Origin of the sequence: Streptomyces sp. NPDC048258 (assembly GCF_043201995.1) — a bacterium.
In the GTDB taxonomy this organism is placed as follows: Bacteria; Actinomycetota; Actinomycetes; order Streptomycetales; family Streptomycetaceae; genus Streptomyces.
The window spans coordinates 81,070-99,457 of sequence record NZ_JBICZH010000008.1; the positions used below are offsets into that span (position 1 = coordinate 81,070).

The 18,388-nt window shown below is 71.6% G+C and carries 16 protein-coding genes and 2 pseudogenes; 11 read left to right on the forward strand and 7 right to left on the reverse strand.

Annotated elements, in window-relative coordinates:
• Positions 1-7 precede the first annotated feature (7 nt).
• From ACGFYQ_RS19685 to ACGFYQ_RS19695, 3 genes and pseudogenes are all read right to left on the reverse strand, one after another.
• Complete coding sequence (locus ACGFYQ_RS19685; protein WP_393745489.1) at positions 8-1,216, reverse strand: glycosyltransferase; 1,209 nt, start codon at positions 1,214-1,216, stop codon at positions 8-10.
• Positions 1,217-1,558: 342 nt separating this feature from the next.
• The gene (locus ACGFYQ_RS19690) at positions 1,559-2,083 is read right to left on the reverse strand and encodes a Tn3 family transposase (protein ID WP_393745912.1); all 525 of its coding nucleotides are present in this window, start codon (positions 2,081-2,083) and stop codon (positions 1,559-1,561) included.
• Positions 2,069-2,541: pseudogene (locus ACGFYQ_RS19695) on the reverse strand (IS110 family transposase); the annotation flags it as partial. The gene ACGFYQ_RS19690 and the pseudogene ACGFYQ_RS19695, both read right to left, overlap by 15 nt.
• Before the next feature lie 283 nt (positions 2,542-2,824).
• Between ACGFYQ_RS19695 and ACGFYQ_RS19700 the strand changes: the two are divergent.
• A pseudogene (locus ACGFYQ_RS19700) lies at positions 2,825-3,243 on the forward strand (transposase); the annotation flags it as partial.
• On the opposite strand, the gene ACGFYQ_RS19705 reads toward ACGFYQ_RS19700, so the two are convergent.
• A complete protein-coding gene (locus ACGFYQ_RS19705) occupies positions 3,206-3,736 on the reverse strand; it encodes a hypothetical protein (protein ID WP_393745491.1) in 531 nt (176 codons plus the stop codon). The pseudogene ACGFYQ_RS19700 and the gene ACGFYQ_RS19705 sit on opposite strands and share 38 nt — an antisense overlap.
• Positions 3,737-3,924: 188 nt before the next feature.
• Entirely contained in the window at positions 3,925-5,556 is a 1,632-nt protein-coding gene (locus ACGFYQ_RS19710) for an acyl-CoA synthetase (RefSeq protein WP_393745493.1), read from the reverse strand.
• 187 nt (positions 5,557-5,743) lie between these two features.
• Between ACGFYQ_RS19710 and ACGFYQ_RS19715 the strand changes: the two genes are divergently transcribed.
• From ACGFYQ_RS19715 to ACGFYQ_RS19755, 9 genes are all read left to right on the forward strand, one after another.
• Entirely contained in the window at positions 5,744-6,544 is an 801-nt protein-coding gene (locus ACGFYQ_RS19715; protein ID WP_393745494.1) for a crotonase/enoyl-CoA hydratase family protein, read from the forward strand.
• 441 nt (positions 6,545-6,985) lie between these two features.
• Entirely contained in the window at positions 6,986-7,948 is a 963-nt protein-coding gene (locus ACGFYQ_RS19720; RefSeq protein WP_393745495.1) for a Zn-ribbon domain-containing OB-fold protein, read from the forward strand.
• Positions 7,948-9,015 (forward strand): thiolase domain-containing protein, encoded by a 1,068-nt coding sequence (locus ACGFYQ_RS19725; RefSeq protein WP_393745497.1) that lies wholly within the window; start codon positions 7,948-7,950, stop codon positions 9,013-9,015. The genes ACGFYQ_RS19720 and ACGFYQ_RS19725 overlap by 1 nt, the downstream gene beginning before the upstream one ends.
• Positions 9,012-10,187: a thiolase domain-containing protein gene (locus ACGFYQ_RS19730; protein ID WP_393745498.1), complete on the forward strand. Its 1,176-nt coding sequence runs from the start codon at positions 9,012-9,014 to the stop codon at positions 10,185-10,187. Before ACGFYQ_RS19725 ends, ACGFYQ_RS19730 begins: the two co-directional genes overlap by 4 nt.
• A 144-nt stretch (positions 10,188-10,331) precedes the next feature.
• Entirely contained in the window at positions 10,332-10,559 is a 228-nt protein-coding gene (locus ACGFYQ_RS19735) for a DUF397 domain-containing protein (RefSeq protein WP_393745914.1), read from the forward strand.
• Between the two features lie 437 nt (positions 10,560-10,996).
• A complete protein-coding gene (locus ACGFYQ_RS19740) occupies positions 10,997-11,470 on the forward strand; it encodes a hypothetical protein (protein ID WP_393745500.1) in 474 nt (157 codons plus the stop codon).
• Positions 11,471-11,479: 9 nt separating this feature from the next.
• Positions 11,480-11,893 carry an ACT domain-containing protein gene (locus ACGFYQ_RS19745; RefSeq protein ID WP_393745502.1) on the forward strand — a complete coding sequence of 138 codons (414 nt, stop codon included), beginning with the start codon at positions 11,480-11,482 and terminating at the stop codon, positions 11,891-11,893.
• 43 nt (positions 11,894-11,936) lie between these two features.
• Complete coding sequence (locus ACGFYQ_RS19750; protein WP_393745504.1) at positions 11,937-12,755, forward strand: maleylpyruvate isomerase family mycothiol-dependent enzyme; 819 nt, start codon at positions 11,937-11,939, stop codon at positions 12,753-12,755.
• Between the two features lie 95 nt (positions 12,756-12,850).
• Complete coding sequence (locus ACGFYQ_RS19755; protein WP_393745506.1) at positions 12,851-13,351, forward strand: hypothetical protein; 501 nt, start codon at positions 12,851-12,853, stop codon at positions 13,349-13,351.
• Between the two features lie 19 nt (positions 13,352-13,370).
• Here ACGFYQ_RS19755 and kstD read toward each other — a convergent pair whose 3' ends face one another.
• Positions 13,371-15,179, reverse strand: coding sequence for a 3-oxosteroid 1-dehydrogenase (gene kstD / locus ACGFYQ_RS19760; RefSeq protein WP_393745508.1), 1,809 nt, complete (start codon positions 15,177-15,179; stop codon positions 13,371-13,373).
• A 325-nt stretch (positions 15,180-15,504) separates the two neighbouring features.
• Positions 15,505-16,629, reverse strand: coding sequence for an aminoglycoside phosphotransferase family protein (locus tag ACGFYQ_RS19765; protein WP_393745511.1), 1,125 nt, complete (start codon positions 16,627-16,629; stop codon positions 15,505-15,507).
• Positions 16,630-16,860: 231 nt separating this feature from the next.
• On the opposite strand from ACGFYQ_RS19765, the gene ACGFYQ_RS19770 reads away from it, so the two are divergent.
• A complete protein-coding gene (locus tag ACGFYQ_RS19770; protein WP_393745513.1) occupies positions 16,861-18,357 on the forward strand; it encodes a hypothetical protein in 1,497 nt (498 codons plus the stop codon).
• Positions 18,358-18,388: the final 31 nt, after the last annotated feature.

Here is an 18,388-nt window from a genome sequence, read left to right on the forward strand (position 1 = left end):
GCGGGGGCTACTGCCTCTCGATCATTCGGCGGGCTGCGGTCAGTGCACCGTCGGTGCGCACCCGCCCTGCCAGAGTGTGTGCGGTCTCGACCACCTGGGGGGCGAGGGCTCGGCCCAGCGCTGCGGTGAGGGAGTCGGCCGTCGGGTCGCTGACCGCGTGGGCGCTGCCGATTCCGAGCTGGTCGACGCGGCGGGCGAAGTAGAACTGATCGAGCATCTGCGGGACGATCACCTGGGGCGCCCCGGCTGCGGCGGCCGTCGTGGTTGTGCCCGCCCCACCATGGTGCACGACTGCGGCGACCCGCTGGAACAGCGCTTGCTGGTTCACGTCTCCGATTGCTAGGCAGTCGGGCGCGGCTTCGTCGAGAGACAGCTCGGCCCAGCCGCGGGCGAGGATCGCGCGGCGGCCGAGTGCGCGGGCGGCTGCGATCATCTTCCGGGCGATGCCTTCGGGGGCGCGTACGCTGCCGAATCCGAAGTAGATCGGTGGCTCGCCAGCGTCGAGGAACTTTTCCAGCTCGGGCGAGAGCGGCCGGTGATCCGTCAGCGTCCACGCCCCGGTCTGGAACACGTTCAGCTCCGATGGCTCGGGCCACGGTGCCAGGGTCGGATCGGCGGCCAGCCATGGGGTGTCGGTGAAGATATGACGGCTTACATCGCTCACCGGGGCGAGCCCGGCAGCCTCTCGCTGTGCGTTGAGTGCCGCGCTCCACATGACATTCCAGCGCTGTGCGTCCTGGGCCCACAGGGTCTGGTTGTCGACGGGGCTGTCCGTCGGCTTTTCTCCCAGCAATCCGAACACTGGCGGCGCGTGGTGCGGCGAGGGCAGCGTGATCGGTGCGAACGCGGCGTACACGTAGCCGATACCTCGCTGCTCGGCAACCGAGTGGGCGGCGATCGCCAGCGCACCGCCTCCCACGATCACCCCGCATCCCTCGGCGGCCGAACCCACCGCCGCGAACTGATCCGCAACCGTGCCCTCGATCATCTGTCGCAGCTGCTCGGGTGTGGGCACTGCCCCTGCCGGCCGCTTGGCTGTGGCGTGCAATTCCGGGCCGACAGGAACGTAGGTGATCCCCAGCGACTTGGCCCACGCCTGGAAATCAGGAGGTGCGCACACCACGGCCTCCTGCCCCAATTCCTTCAGCTGCACGGCCAGAGCGATCACCGGCTGGACCTCTCCGCGCGATCCGATAGTGGACAGCAGCACCCGCATGTTCACTCCCATACTCTTGCCGCGCCTCGTGACGCGGAGGGCTATCTTCGCCCGATATGGGGGGCTTGCGGCAAGATCCCCCATGCGATATACCGTTAAACGGGAGATGGAAGTAAGGCGACTTGCCCGCCTCGGGTCCCGAACGGCGATGCCAAGTGCAGCGAGCGGTCCCATCCGCCCCCGGCGGCATGACAGGCTGCGCTCCGCCCTGCCGCCGCTGGCCGACCAATCAGCCCCAGACGTTCATCGCAACGGTGGTCTGCCAGCACGCAGCGGGCTCCTTCAGGAGTGCCCTCTCATACATGGATGTGTGAGTTCGGGGTCTCGTACTGGTGAGGTCTCCTACTCCACTGTCGCCAGTTCGTCATGGGTGTACAGCCGGACTCCGCCCGCTTCCTCGGTGGTGGTGTGGAGAGTCGGGTTGTAGGCAGGCGGGGGTATGTGGAGTTGGTCGGTGGTGTAGTCGCCGAAACGGAGCACGTTCTCGCGCCGGTAGGGGCTGAGAACCGCCAAATCGGCCGCATTCAGGGTCCAGCCCTCGCGGGCCATCCGCCGCAGCGTCCAGGTCATGTCGATGGTGGTGGAGAAGACCACGCTCGCGGCGACGAGGTCGAGGAACTTGACCGCCTTGTCCTGCAGCTCCGGGTCGCGGCTGGCCAGCCAGCCGGCGTTGCCGAAGTGCAGCCACTTGGTAAACCCGTTGTAAGCCTCGGCCTTGTTCGTGGCCCGCTGGATCTGCTCCCGCAGCGCCGGATCCGACAAATAGCGCAGCAGTACGACGGTGCGTACGGCACGCCCGACCTCTCGGAACGCCTGGTAGATCTGGTTCTTCCGCGACCGGTTGTTCAGGCGCCGCAGCAGCGTCACCGACGAGTTGCCGGCCTGAGTTCGGTCCCAGACGGCGTCCTGCTGGGCACGGGCAAGGACCGCGACGGACTGGGCCACTTCGGAGTCGGCGGGAAGGGTGCGGTGAGCTGCGGCATCGGTGCGAAGGATGTTCGCCAGCACCATGGCGTCCAGGTGGTCGGACTTCTTGCGGGAGACCGTGTGCCGGTCCCGGTATCGGGCGGCGGCCATTGGGTTGATGGCGTAGACCGGGCGCCCCGTTGCCCGCAGGCAGGCGACCAGAAGACCGCGGGAGGTTTCAATGGCCACCGGGACTGGATCCTGGGGATCATCGCCGAGCTCGGCGAGCATCCGAAGCAGCTGGTCGAGCCCTTCCGTCGTGTCGTCGATGCGAGCCCGGGCCAGCAGCGAGCCCGTCTCGTCGACGACGGCTATGTCGTGTGGTCACTGGCCCAGTCGATGCCGCAGAACGCTCTCACTCGACTCACGCCTTCTCATCAGACTTGTGTTGTGGCTGGTCACAGCCGTGCAGGGCATGCGTCTCTCTAATGGAAGGGCTCCGTGGCCCGACATCCGATTAGCCGTTCATGACCCCAGCGACCTGCGGGGTCCTCGGTCTTGACCGGAGCTGGTGGCTCACGAGCACGTAAGAGGTAGGCCCCGCAGGGGGCTTGGACCACGATCCAGGACGTCGTGCTGACGCCGGCGGCCAGCGTCGAACTGATGCCTCAGCGGCTCCATCTACTGCCCATTGGATCAATGGGCAGGCGGCGACACCTGATCTGCGACACCCTCGGCCTGCTGCTGATGATCAGCGTGACCGCGGGCGACGTCACCGACCGCCAGGCGGCCACCGACATGCTGCCCGCCCTGCGCAAGCGCTTCCCCACGATCACCAAACTGTGGGCCGACGGCGGCTACACCGGAACCCTGATCACCTGGGCCCTGGCCGTGCTGCACCTGGCCGTCACTGTGATCAAACGCAGCGACGACACATCCGGCTTCGTCGTACTCCCGCGCCGATGGGTGGTGGAACGCACCTTTGGCTGGCTGGCTGGCTGCTCCGCTCGCGCCGGCTTGCCCGCGACTACGAGCGGCGGCCCGACTCCAGCGAGGCGATGATCCTGTGGTCGATGACCATGCTCATGACCCGCCGCCTCGCAACCCCGCCGCGAGCGTGAACCGCCCCGACGGGTCCTTGACCAGCCAGCCCCTGTCCGCCATCCGGCTCGCCTTCGACCGGACGCCCTCGATCTTCGCCGGCACGCGCTCCAGGCCGAGCGTCGAAGCAATCTCACCGCAGGTCAACGCCGCCTCCGAGGCGGCCAGGGCCCCGACGATCTGCTGATAGTCCGGTGACAGCGCCGACACCTCAAGACCTTCACGCCATACCGGCACCACCGACCCCGGCATCACCGACCCCGGCATCGCCCCGCCCTTCGGCGTCGGGGCAGTGTTCTCCGCAACCGGCACGGCAGCCTCCCGGGCGTCAGCACCACTGCCCGGACCAGCGAGAACCTCGGCGAGAACCTCCCGCGCAGTAACGAACCGCTCCCAGAAGAGCTCCGCGTCGCGCAGCTCGGCAAGGATCCGGTCGGCTTCCTCACGCAGCACCCCAACCCGCTGCCGGGCGCCCCGCTCCCGCTCCTCCAGCAAACCGACTACCGACGGCATCCCCGAACCTCCACCACCGAGACGACACGACGTGTCCTGTCTGCCACGGAACCCACGACACCATGCCTGACCAGCAGAAAGTCAGCGATCAAGTACGGAAAGGCAACAGCCTCTTAGGGGTCTGGGGCTCTGTCCCGGATCCCGGGCCTCAAGCGTCGGCGGGGCTGGGTTTGGCCCGGGGGTGCCGGTCAGCAGGCCGTGTCCGCCTCCGTCGCCACCGTTTTGGCCCAGCGGTAGTCCGCCTTGCCGCTCGGGGAGCGTTGGATGGTGGGGGTGATGACCAGTTGGCGGGGGATCTTGTAGCCCGCCAGGCGGGTGCGGCAGTGGGACTGGATCTCGTCCAGGGTCGGCGACGGGGCGCCTGCCCGGACCTGTACCACCGCGGCCACGTGGCTGCCCCAGGTCGGATCCGGGACTCCCGCGACCAGGGCGTCGTACACGTCCGGGTGTGACTTCAGGGCCTGCTCGACCTCCTCCGGATAGACCTTCTCGCCGCCGGTGTTGATGCACTGCGAGCCGCGCCCGAGGACGGTGACGATGCCCTGCTCGTCCACCGTTGCCATGTCGCCGAGCAGTACCCAGCGCTCCGTGCCCTTCTGGAAGAAGGTCTCGGCGGTCTTGGCCGGGTCGTTGTAGTAGCCGAGCGGGACGTGGCCGCGCTGCGCGAGGCGGCCCGGTTCGCCCACCGGCACGGGCTCGTGCGTCACCGGGTCCACCACCTGCGTACGGTCGTTGACCTCCAGGCGGAAGCCCTTCTCCGGGCTGGAGTCGTTCGTCGCCCGCCCGTTGGATCCGGACTCCGAGGATCCGAAGTTGTTCAGGAGCAGCACGTTCGGCACGAGCCGCTGGAACTCCGCGCGCACCGTCTCCGACATGATCGCGCCCGACGAGGAGACGCTGAACAGCGAGGACAGGTCGGTCCCCTTGAGCGGGCCGTTCAGCGCGTCGATGAGGGGCCGCAGCATCGCGTCGCCCACCAGCGACACGCTGGAGACCTTCTCCTTCTCGATCGTGCGGAGCACCTCCTCGGGCGCGTACTTGCGGTGGATGACCACCCGCTGGCCGTAGTTGAAGGCGATGAACGAGGTGAGGGTGGATGTGCCGTGCATCAGCGGAGGGGCGGGGAAGAAGGTGAGCCCGGCGCCCTTCGATGCGACCCGCTCCGCCAGCTCCTCCGGCCGCTTGACCGGCTCGCCCGACGGCTCGCCGCCGAAGAGCCCGGCGAAGAAGAGGTCCTCCGCCCGCCACATGACGCCCTTGGGCATACCGGTCGTGCCGCCGGTGTAGATGATGAACAGGTCGTCGGGGGAGCGGGGTGCGAAGCCGCGCTCCGGCGAGCCGGCCGCCTCGGCGTCCCCGTACGCGATCGGCGAGATCGAGGGCTCCGGCGCGCCCTCGGGAGCCGCCCCGACGCGGATCAGGTGGCGCAGCTTCGTCGTCTGCGGGAGCGCGGCCGCCACCCGCTCGGTGAACTCGCCCTCGAAGACCAGCGCGGCGAGGTCGGCGTCGTTGTAGAGGTAGACCAGCTCCTCCTCCACGTACCGGTAGTTGACGTTCACCGGAACCAGCCGGGCCTTCAGGCAGGCCAGCACGGTCTGCAGGTACTCGATCCCGTTGTAGAGGTGCAGGCCCAGGTGCTCGCCGGGCTTCAGCCCGCTGTCCAGCAGGTGGTGCGCGATCCGGTTCGCCGCCGAGTCCAGCTCCGCGTACGTGAGGCGGCGCTCGGCGCCGGTCCCGGGGTGGTCCACGTAGACGAGGGCCTCGCGGTCCGGAACCACGTCCACGACCGACTCGAACAGGTCGGCAAGGTTGTACTCCACCGTTCCTCCTGACCCTGGACTTACCCATTGCTGGGCCCATGGCTGTCTGCTCCGGCGGTCATTAGAGCGCCGCCGACGGCAAGTGGGAAGGGAGCCGCTCAAGAAATCTGACTGAGTGTCAGAAAACTATTGAACTGCACCCGCCCCTACTGCAACCTGTTCTAGGTCTTGAGACGGGAGGACGGCAATGGGTGGGACGGAACACCTGACCGTGCAACGGCACGGCGCCACGCTGGTGCTCACCATGAACAGGCCCGAGGCGAAGAACGCGCTCTCGCTGCCGCTGCTGGTGGGGCTGTACGACGGGTGGCTGGAGGCGGATGCCGACGACGCGATCCGCTCCGTGGTGCTGACCGGCGCGGGCGGGGACTTCTGCGCCGGCATGGACCTCAAGGCGCTGGCCGGGAAGGGGATGGCCGGCGACCAGTACCGGGACCGGCTCAAGGACGACCCAGACCTGCACTGGAAGGCCATGCTCCGCCACCACCGGCCGCGCAAGCCCGTGATCGCGGCGGTGGAGGGGTACTGCGTGGCCGGCGGGACCGAGATCCTCCAGGGCACGGACATCCGGGTGGCGGGGGAGGGCGCCACCTTCGGGCTGTTCGAGGTCAAGCGGGGGCTCTTCCCGATCGGCGGCTCCACGGTGCGGTTGCCGCGTCAGATCCCGCGTACGCACGCGCTGGAGATGCTGCTGACCGGGCGTCCGTACTCCGCCGAGGAGGCGGCGCGGATCGGGCTGGTCGGGCGGGTGGTGCCGGACGGTACGGCGCTGGAGGCGGCGCTGGAGATCGCGGAGCGGGTCAACGCGTGCGGGCCGTTGGCTGTGGAGGCGGTCAAGGCGTCGGTCTACGAGACCGCCGAGTTGACGGAGCGGGAGGGGTTGGCGGCCGAGCTGCTGCGGGGGTGGCCGATCTTTGACACGGCTGATGCGAAGGAGGGGGCGCGGGCCTTTGCCGAGAAGCGGCCCGCGGTGTATCGGCGGGAGTAGCCCCCGCCGGGCCGTCGCCGGCCCGGGCCCGGGGGCGGGGTTCGGGTGCGGCGCCGTTGCTGGGGCTCCGCCCCAGACCCCGCGCCTCAAACGCCGGCGGGGCTGGGTTGGGCCCGGCGGGGCTGGAAGATCGGGGCTCCGCCCCGGACCCCGCGCCTCGAACGCCGGCGGGGCTGGTTGGGCCCGGCGGGGCTGGAAGATCGGGGCTCCGCCCCAGACCCCACGCCTCAAGCGCCGGCGGCGCTGGGTTGGGCCCGGCGGGGCTGGAAGATCGGGGCTCCGCCCCGGACCCCGCGCCTCAAACGCCGGCGGGGCTGGGTTGAGCCCGGCGGGGCTGGGTTGGGCCCGGCGGGGTTGAGATGCGCCCGGCGGGGTTGGACATGCCGGCCGGGCTGGAAGACGTCCGTCCCTCGAATCGAGAACGAGAATCGGAGAGCACCCGTGACAGCCACCGCGTCCTCGCCTGACGTGCTCCGCGCACCACTTGTCGTCGAGTTTCCGTTCACCCGGTCCCTCGGGCCCGTGCAGTCCGCCTTTCTCACCGGGTTGCGCGAGCGCCGGGTGCTCGGTGTCAAGACCTCCGGCGGCGCGGTGATGGTTCCGCCCGTCGAGTACGACCCCGTCACCGCCGAGGAGATCCGCGAGCTCGTCGAGGTCGGCGCCACCGGGACCGTCACCACCTGGGCCTGGAACGGCCGGCCCCGCCCGAACCAGCCCCTGGGCACGCCGTTCGCCTGGGTCCTGGTCAGGCTCGACGGCGCCGACACCGCCCTCCTGCACGCCCTCGACGCCCCCGGCCCCGAATCCGTGCGAACCGGGATGCGGGTGCGCGTGCGGTGGGCCGCCGAGCGCACCGGGGCGATCACCGACATCGCCTGCTTCGAGCCGTACGAGGGTCCCGCCCTCCACGAAGCCGCCCCGCACGACGGGGTGTTCGCGGAGCCCGTCACCGGCATCGTCGCCCAAGCCCGCCTGGACTACACGTACAGCCCCGGCCGCGCCCAGACCGCCTACATCAACGGCCTCTCCGAGCAGAAGACCATCGGCGAGCGCTGCCCCTCCTGCCACAAGGTGTACGTCCCGCCGCGCGGCGCCTGCCCCACCTGCGGGGTCGCCACCACCGACCAGGTCGAGGTCGGCCCGGCCGGCACCGTCACCACGTACTGCATCGTCAACATCAAGGCCCGCGGCCTCGACATCGAAGTCCCGTACGTCTACGCCCACATCGCCCTCGACGGCGCCGGCCTCGCCCTCCACGGCCGGATCGGCGGCATCCCGTACGACCAGGTCCGCATGGGCCTGCGCGTCGAGCCCGTGTGGACCGAGGGCGGCCGCCACCCCGACCACTACCGCCCCACCGGCGAGCCGGACGCGGACTACGACGCGTACAAGGAGCTCATCTGATGCCCAGGACAAGCAGGCACGCACGCGACGTGGCCGTCGTCGCCTTCGCGCAGAGCGACCACCTGCGCCGCACCGACGAACTCAGCGAAGTCGAGATGGTGATGCCGGTCCTCCACCAGGTGCTGGAGCAGACCGGTCTGAAGGCCGGTGAGATCGGCTTCACCTGCTCCGGCTCCAGCGACTACCTGGCCGGCCGGGCCTTCTCCTTCACCATGACGCTCGACGGGGTCGGCGCCTGGCCGCCCATCTCCGAGTCGCACGTGGAGATGGACGGCGCCTGGGCCCTCTACGAGGCCTGGGTCAAGATCCAGACCGGCGAGGCCGACACCGCGCTCGTCTATTCGTACGGGAAGTCCTCCCCGGGGTCGGTACGCGACGTACTGACCCGGCAGCTCGACCCGTACTACGTCGCCCCCCTCTGGCCCGACTCGGTGGCCCTGGCCGCCCTCCAGGCCCAGGCCCTGATCGACGCGGGCGAGACGGACGAGACGTCACTGGCCGCCATCGGGGCCCGCAGCCGCGCCGCCGCCGAGGCCAACCCGCACGCCCAGCTGAGCGGTCCGGTGGCCCAGGGCGACTACCAGGTGCGCCCGCTGCGCACCGGGGACTGCCCGCCCATCGGCGACGGCGCGGCCGCGGTGATCCTCGCGGCCGGGGACACGGCCCGGCGGCTGTGCGGGCGCCCCGCCTGGATCACCGGCATCGACCACCGCATCGAGGCCCACAGCCTGGGCCTGCGCGACCTCACCGACTCCCCGTCCACCCGGATCGCCGCCGAGCGCGCCGGGGTCTTCGAGGCCCCGGTGGACACGGCGGAACTGCACGCGCCGTTCTCCTCCCAGGAGGTCGTGCTCCGCAAGGCCCTCGGGCTCGGCGACGGCGTTGCCGTCAACCCCTCCGGCGGAGCGCTCGCCGCCAACCCGGTCATGGCCGCCGGCCTGATCCGGATCGGCGAGGCCGCCGCCCGCATCCACCGCGGCGAGTCCGACCGCGCCGTCGCGCACGCCACCTCCGGCCCCTGCCTCCAGCAGAACCTGGTCGCCGTCCTGGAAGGGGACCCCGCATGAGCACGTCGGGCAAGGAACCCGTGGCCGTCGTCGGCATCGGCCAGACCAAGCACGTCGCCGCCCGCCACGGCGTCTCCATCGCCGGCCTCGTCCGGGAGGCCGCCGTGCGCGCCCTCGCCGACGCCGGGCTGGGCTGGACGGACATCGACGCGGTCGTCATCGGCAAGGCCCCCGACTTCTTCGAGGGCGTGATGATGCCGGAGCTGTACCTGGCGGACGCCCTCGGCGCGGTCGGCAAGCCCATGCTGCGCGTGCACACGGCCGGTTCGGTCGGCGGGTCCACGGCGCTCGTCGCCGCCAACCTCGTCGCGGCCCGCGTCCACCGGACCGTCCTCACCCTCGCCTTCGAGAAGCAGTCCGAGTCCAACGCCATGTGGGGCCTCTCGCTCCCCGTCCCCTTCCAGCAGCCGCTGCTGGCGGGCGCGGGCGGATTCTTCGCCCCGCACGTGCGCGCGTACATGCGGCGCACCGGCGCCCCCGACACGGTCGGCTCGCTGGTGGCGTACAAGGACCGGCGCAACGCGCTGAAGAACCCGTACGCGCACCTGCACGAGCACGACATCACCCTGGAGAAGGTCCAGGCCTCGCCGATGCTGTGGGACCCGATCCGGTACTCCGAGACCTGCCCCTCCTCGGACGGCGCCTGCGCGATGATCCTCACCGACCGGGAGGGCGCGGCCCGTTCGCCGAAACCCGCGGCCTGGGTGCACGGCGGGGCGATGCGCAGCGAGCCGACCCTCTTCGCGGGCAAGGACTTCGTCTCCCCGCAGGCCGGCAAGGACTGCGCGGCCGACGTCTACCGCCAGGCGGGGATCACCGACCCGCGCCGGGAGATCGACGCGGTGGAGATGTACGTGCCGTTCTCCTGGTACGAGCCGATGTGGCTGGAGAACCTCGGTTTCGCGGCGGAGGGCGAGGGCTGGAAGCTCACCGAGGCCGGGGTCACCGAACTCGACGGGGACCTTCCGGTCAACCCTTCGGGGGGTGTCCTGTCCACCAACCCGATCGGCGCCTCCGGCATGATCCGCTTCGCGGAGGCGGCCCTCCAGGTCCGCGGCCAAGCCGGGGAACACCAGGTTCCGGGAGCCCGCCGGGCCCTGGGGCACGCGTACGGCGGCGGCGCGCAGTTCTTCTCGATGTGGCTGGTGGGGGCCGAGCCGCCCGCGTCCTGAACGGAGACGGCCCCTCGCGGACGGGGCCGCGCGGGGTGCCGGACCGGCCACGGGTGACTCACCGTGCCCTGTGCGGTACCCGCCGCGGTGGTTAACCTGGCCCCCGGACGACGTACCGGGAGGAGCACGCACGTGGCCGAGAGCATGACTTCACAGCCCCTCGCTGGCTGGGGCAAGCCGGACCTCGATCTCACCGAGGCGGACTGGCGGTCGAGCAGCCGGGGAGCGGGGGACGTCCAGATCGCCTTCGTCGAGGGCTTCATCGCGATGCGCAACAGCGAGCGCCCCGAAAGCCCTTCGCTGATCTTCGCGCCGGACGAGTGGCGCAGGTTCGTACTGGACGCGCGGGGCGGGGAGTTCGACCTGACCTAGTGCTGTGGCCGGAAAGGTTTGCCGGGGCGCGGCTCCCCCAGCTACCGCTGGGAGGTGCCCCCAGGTGCGGTGCATCGCAAGGCGGAGGGCCGCGGCTCGTACTGGACGTACTTGCGCGGTCCGACAACGCAGCGAGGTGCCGTGCCTGGGGGTACCTCCCTGGGGGTCCCCCCGGACGGAGTCTGGGGGAGGTAGCTGGGGGAGCGTCGCGACCCGGTGAACCTTGCCGGTCACAGCACTAGGTTTGCTCCCGCCCGCGCGCCGTGCGCGGCGCACCACCGGTGGCGCGGAGCCGCCGACCCGTGGTGCGCCGGCCCGGCCGAGCACGGCGGCCGCCGCGCCCTCCGGGCCGGTCGTCGTGCCCTCCGGAAAACCGTTGCCGCGCGTGCGGCGCCCCGGCATCATGACCCTCATGACGATCATCCGCCGAAAGGGCGATGCCGCGTAAGCGGCCCGGCGCGCTGCGCGCCGAGCGAGGAGGGTTCGAAGGGCGCCGACCGCCCGCCTGGGCGTGGGAACTGCCGTCCGTGGACCGCCTGTCGCCCGCTCCGAGCGCGGAGGTCCACTGGGCCTTGGGCGCCCGCTCGGGAAACGTCGCGGGCCTGCTGAGCATGTACCGGCGCTTTCTGCGCACGCCCGGTCGCCGGCTGTGGCTGGTCACCTCGGGGTGCCCGGGCTGCCCCGGCTGCGCGCTGGACGACGTCGCCGTCGTCAGGGATGAGCTGGCCGGCCACTACCGGGCCCTGCCGCCCGAAGCCCGGCGCGCGCTGGGCCGCGTACTGCGCCTGCTGGACGAGGAGTTCCGCCGCCGCACCTTCCCCGACCCCGATCCGCCCGCCGCGCACTGGGCCGACCGGAGCGGCGGTCCGTACGCCTGGTGGCACCGGCGGCTCTACGCGGATCACCGTTAGGGTGGCCGCATGAGCGGAGAGAGCGACCTGTGGAAGCTGCTGAGCGGGATGCGGCCCGAGTTGAACGAGGGCCGCTACGTGTTCTGCACCGTCCCCGGCACCACCGTCCCCCCGGGCACCGCACCCGTCGCCACCGTCCTGGAGCCCGAGGGCCTCACCCTGGTCCTGCGCCAGGAGGACGCCGACGCGGCCGGCCTGGCGTACGACTACACGGCCGGCTGGATCACCCTGCGGATCCACTCCGCCCTCGACGCCGTCGGGCTCACCGCCGCCTTCGCCACCGAGCTCGGTGCACACGGTCTGAGCTGCAACGTCATCGCCGGCTACCACCACGACCACCTCTTCGTGGCCGCCGACCGGGCCGCCGAGGCCGTCGCCGTCCTGGAGCAACTCGCCGGTCGAGCCGCCGGCGTTCGCCCGTAGCTCAAGCCGGGGGGATCGGGCGGAGCCCGGGAAGAGTGACCTCATGGACCACGACTCCAGGCTCGCCCACTTCCAGAGCGAGGCATCGGCATTCGAGAAGGCGGTCCGCGAGGTCCTCGACCCCGGCGGGCCGGCGCCACCGGTCCCCTCGTGCCCCGGCTGGTCGGTCTCCGACCTCGTGGGACACCTGGGGGGAGTGCACCGCTACCTCATCCACGTCCTGCGGGAACGCTTGACCGAGGCACCGGACCCCACGGACCTCTCCCTGTACGGCCTGCCCGCCGACCCGGCGGCACGGGCCGCCTGGCCGATGCCCGACCGTGCCCCGAACCCGGGCCCCGCGCCCGAGGGGCTCACGGACTGGTTCGCGCAGGGCGCGCGGGACCTGGAGGGGCTCCTGCGCGAGCTCGGGCCGGACGTACCGGTCTGGACCTGGTCGGCGGAGCAGAGCTCGGGCTTCTGGCTGCGGATGCAGACGATCGAGCTGGCCCTCCACCGCTGGGACGCGCAATCCGTGACGGGGATCCCCGCGCCCCTGGATCCGGACCTGGCGGCGGACGCCGTGGCCCAGACCTTCGAGGTCATGGCCCCCGCACGCCGCTCCTGGCGGGCGGCCCCGGCGGGAGCGGGGGAGAGGTACCGCTTCCGGCGAAGGGACGGCCCGGAAACCTGGACGGTCGTCTTCGACGGCGACGAGGTCCTGCCGGAGCCCGGCTCGACCGCCCCGGCGGACGCCGAGGCCGCGGGGGCGGCCTCAGACCTCGCCCTCTTCCTCTGGCACCGCCTGCCGGCCACGGCCCTGCGGGTCTCCGGCGACGCCACCCTGCTCCCCCACTACTTCACGCTCGTACCGCCCGTGTGACCCGCCCCGGTCCCGCCGCCCGCCCCGGCCGGGGGCGGGCGGCCGGATGAGGGCCCCGGGCCGGAAATCTTCGCCCGGCCACGTACCATGGCGGCATGTCCTTCCTCCGCCGCCACCGCGCCGCCACACCCGCCGGCCCGGACTTCGACGTCCTGGCCATGGACCCGGGGGACTGGCCGGGCAATCTCGGGGCCGGGCTGCTGCCCGCGCCCGACGGCAGCTGCCAGGGTGTCTTCCTCCGCTACGACCTGTTCGGCGGACGCGGCCCCGCGATGATCATCGGCAACCTTCCCGAGGGCTCCCCGGCCCGGGAGCTCGCCGACGGCCAGATCCCCTTCGAGGTGGCCCAGCTCCTCGACGCCCTCGAGAACGACGAGGACGTCGAGGTCACCGGAGTCGAGGACTGCCCCGTCATGCAGGGCGACAACCTCCTCATCGTCCGGAAGATCAAGCTGTCGGAGTCCCGCATCTCCTGCGTCCAGTTCGACCGCAGCGACAACGTGCTGGTCACCATCGCCAGCTGGGACCGCCCGATCACCGATGACCTCTACGCCCTCCTGAAGCCGCTCCCCGCCGAGCTCTTCCAGCAGGGCTGATCCGGCCGATCCGCAGGAATCACGCGTCCGCGATGTCGTTCGCCGCCACGTAGCCGAACGTCATCGCGGGGCCGATCGTCGATCCGGCTCCCGCGTAGCTGTGGCCCATCACCGCCGCGCTCGCGTTCCCCGCCGCGTACAGGCCCCGGATCACCGAGCCGTCCGCCCTCAGCGCCCGGGCCCGCGCGTCCGTCACGATGCCGCCCTTCGTGCCCAGGTCACCCGGCACGATCTTGAAGGCGTGGAACGGTGGCGCCCAGACCGGCGCCAGGCACGAGTTCGGTGTCACCCCCGGGTCCGTGTAGTAGTGGTCGTACGCCGTGTCGCCCCGGTGGAAGTCGGAGTCGGTCCCGTTCCACGCCTGCGCGTTGAACCGGTTCAAGGTCGCCCTCAGCGCCGCCGCGGGGACCCCGATCTGGCCCGCCAGCGCGTCCCACGTCCAGGCCTTCTTCGCCGCGCCCGCCTCGTACCACGAGTCCGGGAAGACGATCGTCGGCAGGACGTCCTTGAACAGGTACTTGTTGCGGTAGTTCTGGTCCACGATCAGCCACGCCGGGATGTGCGAACCGGTCGCGCCCCGGTCCTTCTCGTACATCACGTGCACCACATCGCTGTACGGGGCCGCCTCGTTGACGAACCGCGCGCCGTTCCCGTTCACGATCAGCCCGCCCGGCAGGGTCCGTTCGGCGAGGCAGAAGTACGGCTCCCCGGGCAGCGGGATCGACGGGCCCCACCACGCGTCCTCCATCAGCGCCAGCGCCGCCCCGGCCCGCTGCCCCGCCCGGATCCCGTCGCCCGTGTTCTCCTTCGCGCCCACCGACCACTGGGTGCCGATCGGCTGCTGCTGGTACTGCGCCCGCATCTGCGCGTTGTGCTCGAAGCCGCCCGAGCCGATGACCACCCCGCGCCGGGCCCGTACGGTGCCCCGTACGCCCTCCTTCTCCACCACCACCCCCGTCACGGGACCTCCCGTGCCGGCCTCCCGGACCAGGTCCACCAGCGGGCTGTTCAGCCACACCGGCACCCCCGCCCGCTGCAGCCCGGCGCGCAGCCCGGCCGCCAGGGCCTGGCCCATCGTCAGCGGCTTCTGCCCGAGCAGCGCCGCCTTCGTGCCGCGCGCCAGGCACTCGGTGGAGACGGCCAGGCCCTTGGCGTTAACGGCCGCCAGGTTCAGCCACTTGTAGTCCTGGCTGAACACCACCATCCCGGCGGGGACCGGCATGTACGCCGGGTTCAGGCGGGCCAGTTCGGCGCCCAGGACGTTCCCGTCGATCTGGTCCGGCTCGATGGACCGGCCGTTCGGCAGCCCGCCCGGCAGGTTGGGGTAGTAGTCGCTGTACCCCTCCATGAAGCGGAACCTGAGCGGGCTGTTGGCCATCACGAAGTCCAGCATCCGCGGCCCGTTCGCGAGGAAGGCGGCCTGCCGGTCCGCCGGCACCTCGGGCCCGACGACGGCGGAGAGGTACGACGCCGCCTTCTGCGGGGTGTCCGGCACCCCCGCGCCCAGGATCACCGAGTTGTTGGGCAGCCAGATCCCGGCCCCCGAGCGCGCGGCGGACCCGCCGAAGGTGGGCGCCTTCTCCACCACCAGGACGCTCAGCCCCCGCTTGGCCGCGGTGAGCGCGGCGGTCATCCCGGCGGCACCGGAACCGACCACGACGACGTCGTACTCACCGAGCGAGGGCCCGTCCTGGGCACCGGCGGCGCGCGCCGCGGCGGCCGGCGGCACGGTGGCCGCCACCACCCCGGCTCCGGCCCCGGCGAGGACCGTCCGGCGGGAGGGGAGCGCGGAGGGGGAACTGCTGGGTGAGGCGGGGCTCGCGGTCATGGGCAGGCTCCAGCGGCGTGGGGAGGGAGAGGGCGGCTCCAGCATTCTGATGCTGAGTCAGAAAAGGTGTTCGGGGGATCATGTGATGTCAAGCCATCCGGCGTCGCCGCCTCCGGTGCGCCACCGTCACCACGCCTGGCAGCGGGCCCCACAGCACCGGCGGGCGTAGCAGACGCAGCCGCCGCGAGGACGGTCCAGAGGCGTACGCACCGGCGTACGAGCCCGCGTACGCACCTGCGTACGAGCCCGCGTACGCACCTGCGTACGAGCGAAGTCCCGTGGCGGTGGGGGCCACGGGACTTCGCGTAGGGGGACGCGGGACGCGTCAGCGGGTGCCGACCGCCGCGCGGATCGCTCCGCGGGCCATCCCGGCGTCGTCGTGCAGGCGGCGCAGCAGCAGCCGCTGCTCCTCGCCGGACGACAGGGCGCCCGCCGACAGGGGCTGGGCCGGAGCGGTCGCCAGCATGGAGCGCTGGACCGCCGTCTCCGACATCCGGATCTCCCGGGTGAGCACCAGCATCAGGTTGATCAGGAAGGCGTCCCGCACCGCCGGTCCGGCCGACTGCGCGAGCCGGCTGATCTGGCTGCGCGCGGCCGGGGCGTCGCCCAGCACCGTCCACAGGGTGGCCAGGTCGTAGCCCGGCAGGTACCAGCCCGCGTGCTCCCAGTCCAGGAGCACCGGCCCGGCCGGGGACAGCAGCAGGTTCGACAGGAGCGCGTCACCGTGGTTGAACTGCAGAGCCGTGCCCGACAGCTTCACGCCGTGCAGCAGCTTCTGCAGGTCACCGAGGTCCCGGTCCGTCAGCAGGCCCAGCTCGTAGTCGCGGGCGATCCGCCGCGCATAGTTCAGCGGGGTCCCGAACAGATCGGTCGGCGGACGCCACTGGTTGACCCGGCACACCGCGCCCAGGGCCGCCCGCAGGTCGACCCGCGGCGGGGCCTCCACGGGATGCCGCTGCAGCGCCGCGACCCGGCCCGCCATCCGCTCGACGATCAGTACGCAGTTCTCCGGGTCGGCGGCGATCAGCCGCGGCACCCGGACCGGCGGGCGATGCCGGACGAACGCCCGGTACGCCACTATTTCGTGCCGGTACCGCTCGCGCCACTCGGGCGAATGGTCCAGTAAAACCTTCGCGACGGCGGTCATCCGTCCGGTGGTGCCCACCAGGAGGACCGACCGGCCGCTGCGCCGCAGCACCTGGACCGGCGCGAACTCCGGACAGATCCGCTGCACCGAGGCGAGTGCGGTGCGCAGTTGCGCCCCTTGCGGCCCCGAGAGGTCGATTCTTCCACTGAGCGGCTGCGATCCGGCTCCCGGCATCCGCCGTGCCCGTACGGCGCCCTGCGCCGGAGCGGCGGGGCGGCCGGGTTCGAGGTAGGGGCCGCCGCCCGCCTGGAGCGTGCGGTGCGGCCGGACCGGGGCGGACACGGAGGACGTTGCTGCGTACATGGCGTTACGGATCCCTTCGTGCGCCGACGATTTACGTACGCCGCCCCGCCGGATCCCGTACTTCACCCTGGGGAGTTCCGCCGGTGAACCGGGGCGGGGAGGCGCATTCCAACCACACACCCGGCCGTGGGTGGCGCATCATCGAGCGTGCCCTGGCGAAGCCTGGCGAATAGTCCCTGGGCATCTGACGGCGGGTTACTGTCAACTCAGCCGAGAACCTGGGGGCTTGACGTGAGCAAAGGTCCGAACACCCGCTTGAACGACCTGTTCGGCCTCGCCGGCTGGTCGAAGGGCGAACTGGCGAGGATGGTCAACAGGCAGGCGGCGGCCATGGGCCACCCCCAGCTGGCCACCGACACCTCGCGGGTACGGCGCTGGATCGACATGGGGGAGACCCCGCGCGAACCGGTGCCCACGGTACTGGCAGCACTGTTCACCGAGCGGCTCGGTCGTGTCGTGACCATCGAGGACCTCGGGTTCGTACGGCAGCGGCGCACCAACAGACGGCAGCCGGACGGGGCGCAGGAGAACCCCGACGGAATGCCCTGGGCGCCCGAACGCACAGCCGCGGTCCTCACCGAATTCACGGGAATGGACCTCATGCTCAACCGTCGCGGTCTGATGGGCGCGGGCGCCGTGCTCACCGCCGGCTCCGCCCTCAGCAACGCCATGTACGACTGGCTCCACACCGACCCCGCCCACGCCAAGGAGGCCCAGCGCTTCGGGGAGTCCTTCCAGGCCGACCCAGCGGGCTACGACCGCTACGAGGCGGCCCCCATCGGCTCCCAGGAGATCGAGGCGCTGGAGCGCTCCGTCGAGGTGTTCCGCGCCTGGGACGCCTCCAGGGGAGGCGGCCTCCAGCGCAAGGCGGTCGTCGGCCAGCTCAACGAGGTGGGCGGGATGCTCGCCTACCACCACCCCGACCACCTCCAGCGGCGGCTGTGGGGGGTGGCGGCCAACCTCGCCGTGCTCGCCGGCTGGATGTCCCACGACGTGGGCCTCGAACCCACGGCGCAGAAGTACTTCGTCATCGCCGCGCACGCCGCGCGCGAGGGCGGCGACCGGCCGCGCGCCGGCGAGGCGCTCTCCCGCGCCGCCCGCCAGATGGTCCACCTCGGCAAGCCGAACGAGGCCCTGGACCTGATGAAGCTGGCCCAGTCCGGCTCCGGCGAGCAGACGCTGCCGCGCACCCGCGCCATGCTGCACACCATCGAGGCCTGGGCGCAGGCCGCCATGGGCAAGGGCCAGGCCATGCGCCGCACCCTGGGCGAGGCGGAGGAACTGTTCGTCTCCGACAAGGGCGACGTACCGCCGCCGAGCTGGATGCAGCACTTCGACGAGGCGGACCTGCACGGCATGCAGGCCCTGGCGTACCGCACCCTCGCCGACCACGACGCCACGGCGGCGCCGATCGCCGCCCGCCACGCCAGGGAAGCCCTCCGGCTGCGCGGCGACGGCTACCAGCGCTCGCAGATCTTCGACTACATCTCGATGGCCTCGGCCTGCTTCATCGCCGACGACCCCGAACAGGCCGACCGCTACGCCCGGCTGGCCCTGGTGTCGATGAACGAGACCTCCTCGCACCGGACATGGGACCGGCTGCGCGAGATGTACCGGCTCACCGGGCAGTACGCGGGGTACGCGCGCATCGAGGACCTGCGCGAGGAGATCGAACTGGCCCTCCCCGACATCCCGGCACCGCGCAGCCCGCGCGGCACGGAGGTGTAGTGGCGAAAGGCGTACGGAGACGAGGAAGGCC

Bases quoted from the DNA above. Each gene is read 5' to 3' on its own strand.
- ACGFYQ_RS19740 (WP_393745500.1), top strand. From the start codon at position 10,997: ATGCCGCGTAAGCGGCCCGGCGCGCTGCGCGCCGAGCGAGGAGGGTTC.
- kstD (WP_393745508.1), bottom strand. From the start codon at position 15,179: ATGACCGCGAGCCCCGCCTCACCCAGCAGTTCCCCCTCCGCGCTCCCC.
- ACGFYQ_RS19685 (WP_393745489.1), bottom strand. From the start codon at position 1,216: ATGCGGGTGCTGCTGTCCACTATCGGATCGCGCGGAGAGGTCCAGCCG.
- ACGFYQ_RS19715 (WP_393745494.1), top strand. From the start codon at position 5,744: ATGGGTGGGACGGAACACCTGACCGTGCAACGGCACGGCGCCACGCTG.
- ACGFYQ_RS19750 (WP_393745504.1), top strand. From the start codon at position 11,937: ATGGACCACGACTCCAGGCTCGCCCACTTCCAGAGCGAGGCATCGGCA.
- ACGFYQ_RS19735 (WP_393745914.1), top strand. From the start codon at position 10,332: ATGACTTCACAGCCCCTCGCTGGCTGGGGCAAGCCGGACCTCGATCTC.
- ACGFYQ_RS19730 (WP_393745498.1), top strand. From the start codon at position 9,012: ATGAGCACGTCGGGCAAGGAACCCGTGGCCGTCGTCGGCATCGGCCAG.
- ACGFYQ_RS19755 (WP_393745506.1), top strand. From the start codon at position 12,851: ATGTCCTTCCTCCGCCGCCACCGCGCCGCCACACCCGCCGGCCCGGAC.
- ACGFYQ_RS19705 (WP_393745491.1), bottom strand. From the start codon at position 3,736: ATGCCGTCGGTAGTCGGTTTGCTGGAGGAGCGGGAGCGGGGCGCCCGG.
- ACGFYQ_RS19745 (WP_393745502.1), top strand. From the start codon at position 11,480: ATGAGCGGAGAGAGCGACCTGTGGAAGCTGCTGAGCGGGATGCGGCCC.
- ACGFYQ_RS19725 (WP_393745497.1), top strand. From the start codon at position 7,948: ATGCCCAGGACAAGCAGGCACGCACGCGACGTGGCCGTCGTCGCCTTC.
- ACGFYQ_RS19765 (WP_393745511.1), bottom strand. From the start codon at position 16,629: ATGTACGCAGCAACGTCCTCCGTGTCCGCCCCGGTCCGGCCGCACCGC.